Raw genomic sequence first — 14371 nt, forward strand, 5'->3', positions numbered from 1 at the left:
AAATAAGGATAGGCTTCACTATCTTTTCGGAAGGCAGACGGCGGCTGGGTCGGGTGCGGCGTGGCGTCGAGGACGGACAACGAGCTATGAGTGAATCGCCGGAAACGGTCGGTACAGATCTCCCAGTGCGAGATGTCGTGGGTGTCGGATTCGGTCCCGCTAACCTCGCCCTGGCCATTGCCATCGAGGAACACAATGCGGAGTGCCCCCCGCGTGAGCGGATCAGCGCGCAGTTCTTCGAGAAGCAGGATCGATTCGGCTGGCATCCCGGGATGCTTCTCGACGGCGCGACGATGCAGATCGCGTTTCCGAAGGACCTGGTGACGTTCCGGAATCCGCGTAGCGCATTCACCTTCTTCAATTACCTCTTCGATCAGGGTCGCCTCGTCGACTTCGTCAATCACCAGACCTTCTTTCCGACTCGTCACGAGTTTCACGACTACCTGCAGTGGGCGGCACGCCGAGTGGACGCCGACGTGCGATACGGCACCGCAGTGGAGACCGTACGCGGAATCCGCGGCGACGACGGGGTGATCGACCGTTTCGAGGTCCGCACCGCCGACGGCAGCACGGTCATCGCGCGCAACGTCGTGATGGGCGCCGGTCTGCGGGAGCGAATCCCGGAGTGGGCCAACCCCTCTGCGCGGTGCTTCCACAACCACCAGTTCCTGTTCCGGCTCGGCGAGATGCCGGCCCCGGTCCACCATCGGTTCGTCGTCCTCGGGGCAGGCCAGAGCGCCGCCGAGATCGTGCAGTACCTGCACGGAAACTACCCCGAAGCCGAAGTCCACAGCGTCTTCTCGCGGTACGGGTACAGCCCGGCCGACGACAGTCCGTACGCCAACCGCATCTTCGATCCGGAGGCAGTGGACGATCTGCACGGTGCCCCGGAGGCGGAGCGTCTGCGATTGCTGGATGTCCATAGGAGTACTAACTATTCGGTGGTCGACATCGAGCTCATCAACGAGCTCTACGCGACCGAATACCAGGAACGCGTGCGTGGGCGTCGCCGCCTGTTCATGCGCCGCGCGTCGGAGATCATTGCCGTCGACGAGACTTCGGACGGAATCGAGGTGGCTGTCCGCAGCGGGGTGGACGGCCTCACCGACACTCTCGCTTGCGACGCACTGATTCTGGCCACCGGTTTCACCCCCGCACCCCTCGAGCCTCTGCTCGGCGATCTCGCGCCGAAAACCCACCCGCCGCGCGAAGTGGGCCGAGATTACAGATTGGCGGTTTCACCGGACGTCGCAGCGGGAATCTATCTGCAGGGCGGCACGGAGAAAACGCACGGAATCACGTCGTCGCTCCTGTCGAATGTTGCCGTGCGGGCGGGAGAGATCGTTACATCTGTCGTAACAAGGCGTGGCCGCAACGGCACGCTTGCTAGTGTGAACGCACAGGACACGTATGCGACAAGCGAGGCGAGATGAGCACCAATCCATTCGATGACGAAGAAGGCCGCTTCTACGTGCTGGTGAACGATGAGGACCAGCACTCACTGTGGCCCACGTTCTCTGAGGTGCCGGCAGGCTGGCGCGTAGTTTTCGGCGAGGAAAGCCGGGCCGCGTGCCTCGAGTACGTGGAGAAGAACTGGACCGACATGCGGCCGAAGAGCCTGCGTGAGGCCATGGAGGCCGACGAGAAGTCGGGCGGACGGCACAGCGTCGACAAGAGCTGACCTCCCCGGCGCCGCGTTTCGGCGACGATGTGCCGGGACGACCGTCCGGTGAGACACCGGCGGTCGTACCCGGCAGACGGCCGAGAGGCCGTCACCTGAAACTGCCTCAGGCCGCCTTCTGTGTGTGTGTTTCGACCGGCTTCCGCCGCCTCGTCTTGAAGACGGGGCGGCGGATGTCGTCTGTGCGACGCAGGATGCGCGGCCTCCGCATGGTCCGGGCGATCCATTCGCCGAGCGTGACGCCCGCCGCGAGCGCGCAACCGATACCGAACGCCGCCAGCAGCGAGCTCAGTCCGATCACCACTTCGTTGTTGAGCAGGGCGTACAGACCCCGGTACAGAGACAGACCCGGCAGCAGTGGCGTGATACCCGCCACCACGACGACCAGCGGCGGCGTGAGCGCGCGGCGGGCCATCAGACCACCGGCGAACCCGACCACGGTGGCCGCGAGTGCCGAACCGATGATGGGGCCGATGCCGAACTGGTGCGCCACCATGTAGACCAGGGCGCCGGCCGCGCCACCGAACCACGCGGCCGTGAGCGCGCGCTGCTCGGCGTAACAGGCCAGCGCATAGAACATCGACGCGAACGCGCCCGACATCACCAGCACGGGTAGTTGCACGAGTTCCGTGATCTCGACGTTGACGGGTGGCAGCGTCGAACCCAGCACGCCGGTCAGACGCAACGAGATGGCTACACCGGCGATGATGCCGCCGGTCATCATGACCACTTCGAAGAATCGCGCCGCCGCCGTGATCGGTGCCCCCGTGATGGCGTCCTGCACCGAACCGACCAGCGACAGCCCGGACAACAGCACCACCACACCGGCCGAAATGATCTGCGAGGGTCTGATCTCGACACCCAGCTGATCCTGGAACGTGTAGAGCGTCGCCGCCGGGGTCGCGGCCACCAGACCACCGGCCACCTGCTGGAAGAAGAACGGCAGGCCGATGCGGTTGAGGACGCGGTTGACCCGGTAGATCACCATCGTCGTCAGGAAGGCGACCGATGCGACCAGCACCCCACCGCCCATCAACACCGAGACCGACGCGGCCATGGACGCCCAGGCGAGCGTCGCGATCCAGCGGTTGTACGGGTGCGGCGCCGTGGTGACCGCGGTCAGGGCCTCGTGCGCCTCGCTGGGGGTGACGGCCTCACGGCGGATCCGCCGCGTGAGCCGGTCGACCGCCGCGAGACGGGTGAAGTCCATCGAGCGGTAGTGCACTATCCGCATCGTGCTCGCCGGCGGGAGGGTCGGCCCGCGGTACGCGGACAGCACGATGGAGTTGTACGTGACATCCACATCGCACTGGGCGAGGCCGTACGTGGCGGCGATGAACTGCACCTGCTCGGCGGTGTCCATCGCACCGGTGCCCGACGCGAGGAGCACTTCACCGACACGCACGGCGAGGTCGAGTACTTCGGCGACCACCGCATCGTCGGTGAGGTCGATCGGCTGCAGCGGTGTGGGTGCAGCGGTGACCGCATCGACCGTTGCGCGACGGTCGCCTGTGAGACGTTGGAGGGTTTCTGTGAGCTTGGCCATACTACGTGTCGGAGACAAGGTCTTTCTCGGTCAAATCGGTAGCGGAGAGTGCAGACTCGAGTGTCTCGTGGCGGAACGTGGAGATGACCTGATCGTGGACGACACGGAATGCAGAGGCCAGGATACGCGTCTCCTCGGGGTCCGCCCACGTGGCCTGCTGTTCGACCACCAGCACCCCGTCGTAGTAATACATTCGCTGCGGAATCAGCGTGATGCCCGCGGTAGACGCCCATTCCCGCAGCGCCGCCAGGCCCTGGGTGGCGCCTTTCGGCCCACCCATCTCGATGTCGTCGCTCGACAGCGACAGCAGAGTGTCGATGTCGCCGGAGTTGAGGGCGTCGTGCCAAGCGAGGACAGTGGCGATCTCCGAGGTACTCATGGCTCCAACGCTATCCAATGTGGGCGGAAGTGGCCGACGTTCCTGCAATGGATATGATGGGCGCGCGTGTCCGCCTCCTTAGCTCAGTGGTAGAGCACTCGCCTTGTAAGCGAGCGGTCGTCAGTTCAATCCTGACAGGAGGCTCCGCCGCGGAATTACCTCCGCACACAGAGGGCCGCCTTCCCCCGGGAAGGTGGCCCTCGGTCTTTCATGCACGTGAATTCGTGCAGGTCGGTGGCCTCTGATCGGACCGCGCCCTCACGTGCCGATCGGCTGACCGAGCAGGCTCGCGATCGCGTCGCCGACGATCGACGACCACACCGGCCACGTCGCCTGGTCGAGGGCCATCGATCCCACGTCGTGGGTGCTGCATCCGGTGTCCGCCGGGACCCCGGCGAACCGGTCCCGCAGCCACATCAGGGCGCTCGCCGCCGCGACCGGTTCGAGGGACAGGTGCTCGCTGGCGTGGTCGCGGGTGTACGTCACCCGGGCGTTCGGGTCCTGACAGTAGGTGTCCACCAGTGCGTCGACGGGCCCGACCGGCACCAGCCAGTCCGGGTTCGCCTGGTACATGAACATCGGGACGTCCGGGACCCGGTGACCCATCTTCGTCCGGTCGAGTACCGACTCGACCACCGGATCGCGCAGCGGGTCGCCGCTCGGGCTGTCGAACAGGCCCCGCAGGTTCGCGAACGGCAGCAGCGCCGACTGGTAGCTGACGCAGAGGTTGCTCTTGGCGGCCAGGAGCTGTTTGCCGAGTGGATTCAGGTGCGTGTCGAGATACTCCGCGAGTTCGGGATAGTCACGGCTCACGCCGAACACGCCGCCCAGCACGATTCCCGCGCCCAGGTTGTTGTCGGCCAGATCGACGAGGGCGCCGAGATCGGCCGGGATGCCGCCTTCGGCCGCACCGACGATGTTCAGGTCCGGTGCGTAGCTCGCACGGAGTTCGGCGGCGTGACCCGTCGCGATCGCGCCTCCGGAATAGCCCATCAACCCGACCGGGGTCTGCCTGCCTGCCAGGCCCAGGGGTTCGAAGTTCTCCGCCGCCCGGATCCCGTCCAGGGTGATGCGGCCCGCGAGGGGCCCGGCCGCATACGCGGCGTTCGGACCCTGGTGATCCGGCATCACGACGGCCCATCCCTGGGCGAGGGCGGCCTGCGCCTCGAGGAACTGCAGCGGCGCGACGATCTGACCGGTCAGCGGCGCGGGCACGGACCACTGCTGCAGTGCGTACGAGGCGGCACAGTACTTGCCGAGGGAGTCTTCCGCCGGCTGGAGCGAGAGCAGATTGCGGACGCCGTCGATCGTGCCCCGGGGCTTGACGACCGTCGCGACCGCCGGGATCGGCTCGTCCCGCGAGTTGGTGGAGCGATACGACAGCTGCCACGCGTCGACGTTCACCGGAAGCACCGACAGGTTCGCCAGGTGTACTTCGCGGGCGGCGATGATCTCGCCCGGCTCGGCCGCCGCGACCACGTCGGCCGGTGGTTCGTAGAAGCCCCGGTCGGCCTCGGGCCAGGCGGGGACGGTAGGGGCCGGCTGCACGTCGACCGGCGTTCCGTCGCCGGCGGGAGCGCCGACGGACGGCGCGGCGACGGCGAGCTGTGTGCCCACCACCATCGCTCCCACCAGCAGCATTCGGCGTCGTCGTGCTCTCGGTCCGATCATGTGGTCCTCCCCGGCCGAAGTGAGACGTCAATGTCTCACTTTGGAAACAGACCCTAGATCAGGTGTGACGGGTATCGCAATACTCGCGAGTAAGTTCGGTTCAGGTCTGATCGGTGACCAGCGCGATGAGCATCGTGCTCAGGACGTCCACCAGCACCGACGCGGACGGCCGGGGGGAGGCGGTGCTCCAGTGGTGGGCGAGATCGTTGACCGCCCCGATGAAGGCGATCGACACCATCGCGAACCGCTCGGGCGGGTCGACGATGCCGCCGTCGATCGTGCGGGTGACGGTTTCGAAGAGTTGCGCCCACTGCGTGCGGCGCGCGAGGCGATACTGCTCGACCCGGGGGCCCGCCCCGACCACCTCCACGAAGATGATCCTGGCCCGCCGCTCGTCCGTGCCGACCGATTCGATGTACGCCGTCATGACGGTGCCGGCGACGGTCCGGGGATCCCGCGAGGGCGCCCGGTCGTTCGCGGCGAGCACCGCGTCCCGGGCCTCGTCCTGAATCGTGTCGTAGAGCGCGAGGAGGATGTCCTCGCGGCTGCCGAACTCCTCGTAGAACTGGCGACGCGACAGTCCGGCGTGGGCACAGATGTCGCTGATCGAACTGTGGGCGTACGTCTTCTCCGCGAAGACCGACAGGGCGGAGTCGAGGAACCGCGCCCGGCGGGCTACGCGACGTTCCGCAACCGGTAGGCCGCTGTACGTCCGATTCGACTCTGCTCGGGACACGATCTCAGCCTACGGTGACGGGACGTCGGGGCCCGCCTGGGCTCACATCAGTTCCCGCATCCGCTCGTGCAGGATGATGCGCCCCGCGGCCTCGATCAGTGCGAGGTGGGAGAACGCCTGCGGGAAATTGCCGAGATGACGGCCGGTGCTCGTGTCGAACTCCTCGGCGTACAACCCCAGGGGCGAGGACACGCTGAGCAACCGCTCCATCAAATCGGTTGCCTCCTGTACCTGTTCGACCACAGTCAGTGCCGACACCAGCCAGAAGGAGCAGATCAGGAAACTGCCCTCCTTCCCCGACAGTCCGTCGTCGGTTTCGCCGGTGCGGTAGCGCAGGACGAATCCGTCTTCGGTGAGATCGGTTGCGATGGCATCGACCGTGGCGCGCAGGAGCTGGTCCCCGCGGGGAAGGAATCCGAAGACCGCGGCGAGCAGGGTCGACGCGTCCAGCGCCTCGGTGTCGTAGTGCTGGCGCAGCACCCCGTCCTTCACCCCGTGCTCGAGGATGTCGGCGCGGATCTCTTCGGCTGTGGCACGCCAGGTTTCCTCGGCCGAGCGATCGCCGCGGATGCCCGCGATCTTCGACGCCCGGTCGAGTGCCACCCAGCACATCAGCTTCGACGACACGTAGTGCTGCGGTGCGCCGCGGGCCTCCCAGATCCCCTGATCGGGGTTGCGCCACACCGCGGACGCGCACGTCGCCTGCTGCTGCACGAGCGGCCACAGCCGGCGGGGGAGGCGCTTGCTGCGCACGGTGTGCAACAGGATCGAGTCGAGGACGGCGCCGAACACGTCGTTCTGCCGCTGGTCGAACGCGCCGTTGCCGATGCGCACCGGTCGCGCGCCCGCGTAGCCGGACAGGTCGTCGCGGGTCGACTCCGTCAGGTCGCGGGTGCCGTCGATTCCGTACATGATCTGCAGTGCGCCATCGCCGTTCGACTCGAGATCGGCGATGAACTGCATGAACTCGTCGGCCTCCCAGTCCAGGTTCAGATAGTGCAGAGCCTGCAGGGTGAACGTGGAGTCCCGCATCCAGGTGTACCGGTAGTCCCAATTACGTTCGCCGCCGGGAGTTTCCGGCAGCGATGTGGTGAGGGCCGCGACGGTGGCGCCGGTCGGCATGTACGTGAGTCCCTTGATGGTCAGGGCGGACCGCTGGATCGCCTCCCGCCACCGGTGGTCGGGAAACCGTGCGTGGCTGAACCAGCGCCGACAGAACGTCGAGGTTGCATCGAGTTGCGCGACGGCCTCTTCCGCCGTTTCCGGTGCGGCGAGCTCCGCCGCCCAGGACAGTGCGCAGTAGAGGGTTTCACCCTTCTCCAGCACGTGGCGGGCGCGAACCCGCCCACCCTCGATGCCGAGCGCCATGTCCGTCCGCAGTCGGAGGGTCCGACCCGCGCCGCTCGCGTCGGCGGTGTGCCGATCGCCGTCCACCAGAACCCACTCCGCCGGTGTGCGCCCGTAGTCGAACACGGGCTCGCACACCAACTCCACCTCCACACTGCCGTCGAGGCAGGTGACCGTGCGGACCAGCATGTGATCGGCGTCCTCGTCTGCCGGCGGCCGTGTGTGGGGCGTGACGGTGTCCTCGCCGCGGCTCGGACCCATCGTCAGCGCGCTGCGCACGGTCACCCAGCCGGTCGGCGTGTTCCACACCGCCGAGATGGTGTTGCTTCCCGGCTCGTACTGCCGGGACGCCGGAACGTTGAGCCCGAACGGGCCGATCCGGAACATCCCCGCTTCGCGGTCGAGGAGGGACCCGAACACGCTGGGTGAGTCGAACCGGGGCACGCACAGCCAGTCGACGGAACCGTCCGGCGCGATCAGCGCCCCCGTGTGGCAGTTCGAGAGGAAGGCGTAGTCGGCGATCGGCGGGAACGGGGACGGCGCGGCCGCGCTCTGGGGTGGGGCATCGTCGTCCGAGGCAGTAGTCACGTTCGCGCCCCTCTCCGGGCAGTGTCGACCACCTCCATGCTGGGGGTCGGGGCGCGCAGGGTCATCACCCTGTACGGGTGACCGGCGTCCCGTCAGTCATCGAGAACCGCGAGATCGAGTCGGCGGACCCGATCGGGTTCTGCGATGACATCGATCTCGGTGATCCTGCCGTCCGCGATCGTGAACGCCAACACCAGGTGCAGCCGACCGTGGAGAGCCATCACGAGCCCGGCTGCCCCGTTCACCAGGGCGACCTGCGTGGACCGGGCCCGTTCCGAGGAGGCGAGCGCGCCCCTGGCCACGACCCGGGCGCCCCGGATCAGGAGAGGTGCCGGGGTGGGTCCGACCGCCGGATCCGCCCGGAGCACCACGTCCGGATCGAGCAGGGCGACCAGAGCGTCGAAGTCGCCGCCGCGGGTCGCGGCCAGATAGGCGTCGACGACACGGCGCTGGCGGTCCAGATCCGCAGTGTCCGGCGCCGGGGAGGCTCCTTTCACCCGTCGGCGGGCGCGGCTGGCGAGTTGCCGCACCGCTGGGGAGGAGCGGCCCACGATGGGGGCGACGTCGTCGAAGGGCACGTCGAACATGTCGTGCAGGACGAACGCGAGCCGCTCGGCCGGGGTCAGCGTGTCGAGCACCACGAGCAGTGCCAGGCCGACCGAGTCCGCCAGCATCGCTTCGTGTTCGGGGTCGCCGCCGTCTTCGTGAGCGATGACCGGGTCGTGTGCCTGGACGTCGAGAGGTTCCTCGCGCCGCTGCTCGCGTGAGCGCAGCACGTTCAGGCACACCCGCGACACCACCGTGATCAGCCACGCCTCGAGATTGTCCACGTCGTCGGTGTCGGCGCGGCTCATACGCAGCCACGCCTCCTGGACGGCGTCGTCGGCCTCGCTCACCGAGCCCAGCATCCGGTACGCGACAGCCCGCAGCCGGGGCCGGTGTTCCTCGAAACGCTCCGTCAGCCGATCGCGGTCGTCCACCGTGTCACATTCCTTCCTCGCCGCGTGTCTTAGCAGTAGATCCACCGAAAACCAGCTGTCGAGACCGGGAAACCGAGTCCCGCACCCAACGAATCTGGAGAGATCATGACATCACCCATTCTGATCACCGGCGGCACGGGCACGCTCGGACGTCAGGTCGTCCCACTGCTGCGGGCGGCGGGACGGGACGTGCGCGTTCTCAGCCGGCACGGCCGCGAGCCGGTCGACGGCGTCGAGTATCTGGCCGGTGACCTGTTCGAGGGCAAGGGAATAGAGCCCGCGCTGGAGGGGGTCGAGACCGTTCTGCACCTGGCGGGCGGACCCAAGGGTGACGAGGTCGCGACGCGGAACCTGGTGGAGGCCGCCTCGCGCGCCGGGGTGCAGCACCTGGTGTACATCTCGGTGATCGGCGCCGACGGAGTTCCGCTCGGCTGGTTCGGATCCAAGCTGGCCGCGGAACGAGCGGTGGCCGACTCGGGGGTGCCGTGGACGACGCTGCGCGCGGCCCAGTTCCACGACCTGGTGCTGACCATGCTGCAGAAGATGGTGAAACTGCCGGTGATTCCGGTTCCGGGCGGACTGCGGTTCCAGCCGGTCGACTCGGCGGAGGTCGCGGCGCGTCTGGTGGAACTGACCCTCGGGGCGCCGGCCGGCCTGGTGCCCGACCTGCCCGGGCCGACCGTGTACGGGATGGCCGAGCTGATGCGCGGATACCTGAAGGCGACCGGACGGCATCGGCTGATGATGCCGGTGCGGATGCCGGGAAGGGCCGGCCGCGCGTACCGGGAGGGCGCGAACCTGTCACTCGACGTCGCAGCGACGGGCAAGCGGACGTGGGAGGACTTCCTCGCCGCCTACGAGAGCATCTGACCGCCCACGTCGGCGAGTTTCCCGCGCAGGTCCGCCAGCGTCTTGGTCAGGAGCCGGGACACCTGCATCTGCGAGACACCCACCCGCGCGGCGATCTGCGACTGGGTCATGTTGCCGAAGAAGCGCAGGACCAGCACGGTGCGTTCGAGGTCGGGAAGTGATTCCAGCAGTGGTGCGAGGACCACGTGGTCCTCGACGTGGGCGAGGGCCGGGTCGACGTCGCCGATCGTCTCCGACAGCGGGCGTTCGTTCTCGCCGAGCGGGAAATCGGTGGAGAGGGTGCTGTACGCGTCGGCGACCCGGAGGCCCTGCACTACTTCGTCCTTGTCGATCCCGACGGCCTCGGCCAGTTCGCTCGCCGTCGGGGCGCGTCCGAGTGTGGTGGTCAGTTCGGTCGTCGCGTTGGTGAGGGAGAGGTGCAGTTCCTGCATGCTGCGCGGGACGCGCATGGCCCACCCCGTGTCACGGAAGTGCCTGCGGACTTCGCCGGTGATGGTCGGGACGGCGTAGGACACGAAGTTCGCTCCGCAGCGGGCGTCGAAGCGGTCGACGGCCTTGACCAGTCCGAGGCGGGCGACCTGGATCAGGTCGTCGAGTGGTTCTCCGCGACCGTGGAAACGCCGGGCGATGTGTTCGGCGAGCGGCAGGCAACGTTCGATCAGCCGCTGGCGCAACACTTCGCGGCGGGGGTCGGAGGCGGCGAGCCGGCCGATGGCCTCGCACTGCGCGGGCACGTCGCGGTACTGGTCGCGCTCGCGTCGCGCGGGCTCCGGGCGTTCCCGCCGTCGGTCGTCTGTTGCGACCTCTGCCGCAGGCTTCGTGCGATGCGTCGGCGTCGTCCTGGAGGGGATGCGACGGATTTCGCAGGATGGTGCGACGAGCTGGGTGGACACGTTCATGGCTCTGCCCTTCTCTGACCTGCCGGCATCGGCGATGGCGTCACTATTCGACGAGTGCGGGGGAGGTGTCGGTGGCCTCGTCGGCGAACATCGCCTCGATCCGGGCCTTGATTTCCTCGGTGCTCATCGTTGCTCCGCCTCGCGAGGCAGTAGTGGTGGCGGAAGCGTGGGATGTGGAGCTGGCGGGCATGAGCGCTGTGTCCTGTCGGGTGTGAAGGGTCGGTGTGGAAAGGGTGGGGCGGGCAGGCCGTCAGGTCGGCAGGGAGGAGAGGAGAGTGAGCGCGCTGAGGGCCAGCGTGGCGATCAGGCCGCCGGCGATCGCTCCGCCGCTGCCTGCGCAGAGAACGAGGACATCTCCGTCGTGGGGAGCGTTCTGCGGGTTGTGTGTGGTCATCGGTTCTCCTTGGTGCCCACCTCGTGGTGAGAACTTATCTGCGTTCAAGAATATAGATTTGTTCTACAGTCATGGGGCAGGAAGTTCAAGCGGAATGAGCAAGATTGCTGCTCGAGAGGGCGAGCGCGGACGGAGAACCGAACCGGGAAGGAATCAGATGAGGCAGGGTGGACCGCGGGGCTACCGGAAACTGCGATGCAGGAGCGCGGAAGCGCGGTCCGCGAAGGTCAGAGCGAACCTGCACCCCCTGCGGCACATTGTGTCTTCCGGACCTTGATAGGATTGATGCGCCCTGAGAAGAAGGGAGATCCGGTGACGTCCTCTCATGTGCCGCTTCGATCGCAGCGGGGTGTGTACGGGATCTCGGTAACGTCGGAGCTGACGGGTATCGGCCCGCAGACGCTGCGCTTGTACGAGCGGCGAGGGTTGATCACACCGACTCGCACGGGCGGTGGAACACGCCGGTACAGCGAGGACGATGTCGCGCGCCTCCAGAAGATCACCGAACTCGTCGCGGCCGGTGTCAATCTGATTGGAATCGGTCAGATTCTTCAGCTCGAAGCCGAGAACGCGATCCTGGCGGCCCGCAACGCCGAGTTGGAGCAGCTCGTGAAGTCCGAGGTCCCGGGTCGGGCCTGAGTCGCGCCTACCGGCTCAGCTGGTGGACTGGTCGTTAGTGGAGTTGAACGCGTCGAACGAGGCGTCGGCCGACTGCCATTTGCCCTCGGCCCGGATATCGGCGAACGCGAGGTCGAACGCGTCGACGAGCCATGCGTGCTCGGCGGCGGCCAGCAGTTCGTCCGAAGTTCCGTCGGTGACTCCCTGATAGAGGCTCACCCGCCATTCGGACGTGTCCTCGGCGGCGTCGGTCAGTCCGTCGGCAGCGTTGGACGCGAGAAGGTAGCGGTTGTACTCGAAATCGACCCGGATCGCATAGCCCGCCCCGGTGTTGACCACATTTGCCGGTCGCTGGGTAGCCGCCGCGAGCGCAGTGAGGGCGTCGCGGTAACGATCTGCGTGTTCCTGAGTGCGGGGCACCGTCTTCTCGTCTCTGGCGCAGCGGCCGTGGCACTCGCGGCCACGACACCTCCGCGAACCCTGCCCGGGCGGCCTCGGTTCGCGTTCGGTTCGGCTCCGAGATTACGTCACCCTGCCCTGGCTCTCGCCGCAGCCGAGGGTGCATGCTGAGTGGAATATGCAAAATCTATATCTGGTGTTGCAGATTGATTTCATCGGTTTGTTAACATCGGGTGTTCCTTAAGCAGAAGGGAGCCTGTTGTGACCATCGACGCCTTACCCCGCTCGTGTCGCGGGGTCTACGGAATTGCGGTGACGTCGGAGTTGACGGGCATCGGCCCGCAGACCCTGCGGTTGTACGAGCGTCGCGGATTGCTGACCCCTGCACGGACAAGCGGCGGCACCCGTAGATACAGCGACGACGATCTGGTCAGGTTGGCGCGCATAGCGCAGCTCATGGACGACGGAGTGAACGTCCCGGGCATTCAGAGGATCCTCGCGCTCGAATCCGAGAACGCGGATCTGGCGTCACGGTTGGAAGGGCCGGAAAGTGGCGCAGCCGGAGGGTGATCGGGTTGCCAGGATTCGACCGATCGTCGGGTTGAGGTCGGTGTCCGCCCCCGGTCTTCTCGCGCACTGAAGATTCTGTGTGTGTGTCATCTGTGCTGGTCCCGGCGGTTTTTGGTGCCGCCATCCCGGCATCGGCCGATTCTCTTGCTCGGATGGGTTGAACTTTACTGCCAAGTAGATAAGATGAAATCTGTATCAGCCAGAGCAGATAAGTTGACGATCCGAACGAGCCGCACGCATTCGAGCATGTGACGTTGCGGTAGGGAGAGAACACGCAATGGCCGAACCCGACACTGCCCGTGCAGTCGATGTCGTCAGCGAACTGACGCTGTAAATCGCGAAACCCGGGATCTGCACGAAGGCGCCGACAGCGTCGTCCGGCGAACGCCCTCTCGTGTGGTCCCGACTCTGGTCCGCATTCGACTCCAGACGGGAAATCGAACCATGACCCTTGCCCACAATGCACTCCGCACAAGCACACCCCGGCACGCGAAGAACCAGCAGGACGAGCCCGACCGTCGTTTCTCGCTCGGGACCGCTCTCGTCGCTGCGCTCGTCGCCGCAGTGCCCGCGATGTCCGTGACCGGATCGGCGGTCCTCGCGGCCGTCACCGCCGCGGCCGTTCTCGCCGGTGTCCTACTCGCGGCGTATCTCATCTCCAGCCTGATCTGACCGCACGCCTGATCTGACCGCACCCAAGAACGGGAAAGGACACAACATGACCGTCCCCACACTGATCACCCAGCTGCACGCCGTACTCGATCTGACCAACACCGAGATCCAGGTCGCCGAAACCCGCGTCGCGCAAGCGCGCACCGAGGCCGTGCGCCGAGAGCTCACCGAGAACGCCGAGAACGGACGCCTCCGCGCAGAGGCGGTCGAACGCGCCATCCGCGATCTCGGGGGAGTGCCCGAGATCGTCGGCCCGCTGTTCAGCAGGCTGGCAGCGGCGCTGAAGGCGATGGCGGAGCAGGCGCAGCCGTTCGACGAGGCCCTGCTCGGCGACCTCGCCCTCGAACACCAGTTGCTCGACCGGGCGCGGTACGTGAAGGCCCTCGCGACCGCGGCCGGGAAGCAGGACGTCGTCCGGTTGGCCGATCGACTGGTCACCGCGCACGCCGCGACCGTCGACTGGTTGACCACGGTGCTCGCGGAGGAGGCGCTCGGTGGGCCGGCGGCCCTGCGACGCACCCCGTTCCAGGCGGCGACCGGTGCCACGATCCGGCTGATCAACGTCCCGGTCTCGTGGTCCGCGCGTGGCATCGACCGTGCTCTCGACACGGCCCGCACCACCCCGCCGATGCTGAGCGCGTTGCTCGGTCGAGGCGCCCACGCGGGCGATGTCGCCGTGAAGACGCTTGCCGCCTCGCGTGATGCCGCCCTCGAAACGGCGGAGCAGGTCACTCGCAACGAAGGCGCCGACGGAATCGCCGACGCGATCCATTCCGCACGCGCCGCCGGTGGCGTCCTGGAGGCGGACGAACTCCCGATCGCCGACTACGACGACCTCAACGTGTCCCAGGCGGTCGCCGCGGTCAAGGAACTGACCGATCCCTCCGACGTGCGCACCGTCGTCGCCTACGAGGAAGCCCACAAGGATCGCCAGGGCGTGGTCTCCGCGGCCCAGACGCGACTGGCCGGTATCGCCCAGGAGGTTGCCGGTATCGGCAACTGACGCAACACCGTCGACGAA

17 protein-coding genes and 1 tRNA gene are annotated in these 14371 nt (G+C 67.1%); 8 read left to right on the top strand and 10 right to left on the bottom strand.

From position 1 onward, the window contains the following. Positions 1-86: 86 nt before the first annotated feature. Both QM693_RS20835 and QM693_RS20840 read left to right on the top strand, forming a co-directional pair. Complete coding sequence (locus QM693_RS20835; RefSeq protein WP_283330562.1) at positions 87-1433, top strand: lysine N(6)-hydroxylase/L-ornithine N(5)-oxygenase family protein; 1347 nt, start codon at positions 87-89, stop codon at positions 1431-1433. Then, positions 1430-1681 carry an MbtH family protein gene (locus QM693_RS20840; protein WP_005244517.1) on the top strand — a complete coding sequence of 84 codons (252 nt, stop codon included), beginning with the start codon at positions 1430-1432 and terminating at the stop codon, positions 1679-1681. The genes QM693_RS20835 and QM693_RS20840 overlap by 4 nt, the downstream gene beginning before the upstream one ends. Before the next feature lie 106 nt (positions 1682-1787). On the opposite strand, the gene QM693_RS20845 is transcribed toward QM693_RS20840, so the two are convergent. Together QM693_RS20845 and QM693_RS20850 are read right to left on the bottom strand one after the other, a co-directional pair. Continuing rightward, positions 1788-3227 carry a threonine/serine exporter family protein gene (locus tag QM693_RS20845; RefSeq protein WP_280778839.1) on the bottom strand — a complete coding sequence of 480 codons (1440 nt, stop codon included), beginning with the start codon at positions 3225-3227 and terminating at the stop codon, positions 1788-1790. A 1-nt stretch (position 3228) separates the two neighbouring features. Beyond that, entirely contained in the window at positions 3229-3606 is a 378-nt protein-coding gene (locus QM693_RS20850; protein WP_009477786.1) for a nuclear transport factor 2 family protein, read from the bottom strand. A gap of 72 nt (positions 3607-3678) precedes the next feature. Between QM693_RS20850 and QM693_RS20855 the strand changes: the two genes are divergently transcribed. Continuing rightward, positions 3679-3750, top strand: a tRNA-Thr gene (locus QM693_RS20855). 114 nt (positions 3751-3864) lie between these two features. On the opposite strand, the gene QM693_RS20860 is transcribed toward QM693_RS20855, so the two are convergent. The 4 genes from QM693_RS20860 to QM693_RS20875 form a co-directional block, all read right to left on the bottom strand. Beyond that, complete coding sequence (locus QM693_RS20860) at positions 3865-5277, bottom strand: lipase family protein (RefSeq protein WP_283353325.1); 1413 nt, start codon at positions 5275-5277, stop codon at positions 3865-3867. A 100-nt stretch (positions 5278-5377) separates the two neighbouring features. Continuing rightward, entirely contained in the window at positions 5378-6013 is a 636-nt protein-coding gene (locus QM693_RS20865) for a TetR/AcrR family transcriptional regulator (protein WP_283353326.1), read from the bottom strand. A 42-nt stretch (positions 6014-6055) separates the two neighbouring features. Beyond that, positions 6056-7948 (bottom strand): glycoside hydrolase family 15 protein, encoded by a 1893-nt coding sequence (locus QM693_RS20870; protein WP_283353327.1) that lies wholly within the window; start codon positions 7946-7948, stop codon positions 6056-6058. A gap of 92 nt (positions 7949-8040) precedes the next feature. Then, on the bottom strand, positions 8041-8928 hold the full coding sequence (locus QM693_RS20875; RefSeq protein ID WP_283353328.1) for a sigma-70 family RNA polymerase sigma factor: 888 nt from the start codon (positions 8926-8928) through the stop codon (positions 8041-8043). Between the two features lie 105 nt (positions 8929-9033). On the opposite strand from QM693_RS20875, the gene QM693_RS20880 reads away from it, so the two are divergent. Beyond that, on the top strand, positions 9034-9798 hold the full coding sequence (locus tag QM693_RS20880) for an SDR family oxidoreductase (RefSeq protein ID WP_283353329.1): 765 nt from the start codon (positions 9034-9036) through the stop codon (positions 9796-9798). Here QM693_RS20880 and QM693_RS20885 read toward each other — a convergent pair. The 3 genes from QM693_RS20885 to QM693_RS20895 are packed head-to-tail and all read right to left on the bottom strand — an operon-like array spanning position 9783 to position 11091. After that, the gene (locus QM693_RS20885; RefSeq protein ID WP_283353330.1) at positions 9783-10697 is read right to left on the bottom strand and encodes a SigB/SigF/SigG family RNA polymerase sigma factor; all 915 of its coding nucleotides are present in this window, start codon (positions 10695-10697) and stop codon (positions 9783-9785) included. The genes QM693_RS20880 and QM693_RS20885 overlap by 16 nt on opposite strands. A 43-nt stretch (positions 10698-10740) precedes the next feature. Further along, positions 10741-10887 carry a hypothetical protein gene (locus tag QM693_RS20890; protein ID WP_167344068.1) on the bottom strand — a complete coding sequence of 49 codons (147 nt, stop codon included), beginning with the start codon at positions 10885-10887 and terminating at the stop codon, positions 10741-10743. A gap of 60 nt (positions 10888-10947) precedes the next feature. Then, positions 10948-11091, bottom strand: coding sequence for a hypothetical protein (locus QM693_RS20895; protein ID WP_283353331.1), 144 nt, complete (start codon positions 11089-11091; stop codon positions 10948-10950). 285 nt (positions 11092-11376) lie between these two features. On the opposite strand from QM693_RS20895, the gene QM693_RS20900 reads away from it, so the two are divergent. After that, positions 11377-11730 (top strand): MerR family transcriptional regulator, encoded by a 354-nt coding sequence (locus tag QM693_RS20900; RefSeq protein ID WP_016883982.1) that lies wholly within the window; start codon positions 11377-11379, stop codon positions 11728-11730. A 15-nt stretch (positions 11731-11745) separates the two neighbouring features. Here QM693_RS20900 and QM693_RS20905 read toward each other — a convergent pair whose 3' ends face one another. Then, entirely contained in the window at positions 11746-12129 is a 384-nt protein-coding gene (locus QM693_RS20905) for a hypothetical protein (protein WP_283353332.1), read from the bottom strand. Between the two features lie 240 nt (positions 12130-12369). On the opposite strand from QM693_RS20905, the gene QM693_RS20910 reads away from it, so the two are divergent. The 3 genes from QM693_RS20910 to QM693_RS20920 all read left to right on the top strand — a co-directional run bounded on the left by QM693_RS20910 (position 12370) and on the right by QM693_RS20920 (position 14353). Then, positions 12370-12678: a MerR family transcriptional regulator gene (locus tag QM693_RS20910; RefSeq protein WP_283353333.1), complete on the top strand. Its 309-nt coding sequence runs from the start codon at positions 12370-12372 to the stop codon at positions 12676-12678. Between the two features lie 444 nt (positions 12679-13122). Then, the gene (locus QM693_RS20915; RefSeq protein WP_280778827.1) at positions 13123-13350 is read left to right on the top strand and encodes a hypothetical protein; all 228 of its coding nucleotides are present in this window, start codon (positions 13123-13125) and stop codon (positions 13348-13350) included. A gap of 46 nt (positions 13351-13396) precedes the next feature. Then, on the top strand, positions 13397-14353 hold the full coding sequence (locus QM693_RS20920; RefSeq protein WP_283353334.1) for a DUF8129 domain-containing protein: 957 nt from the start codon (positions 13397-13399) through the stop codon (positions 14351-14353). The last annotated feature ends 18 nt before the right edge of the window (positions 14354-14371 follow it).

The sequence above is a fragment of the Rhodococcus sp. IEGM 1305 genome, from assembly GCF_030058635.1.
In the GTDB taxonomy this organism is placed as follows: domain Bacteria; phylum Actinomycetota; class Actinomycetes; order Mycobacteriales; family Mycobacteriaceae; genus Rhodococcus_F; species Rhodococcus_F opacus_D.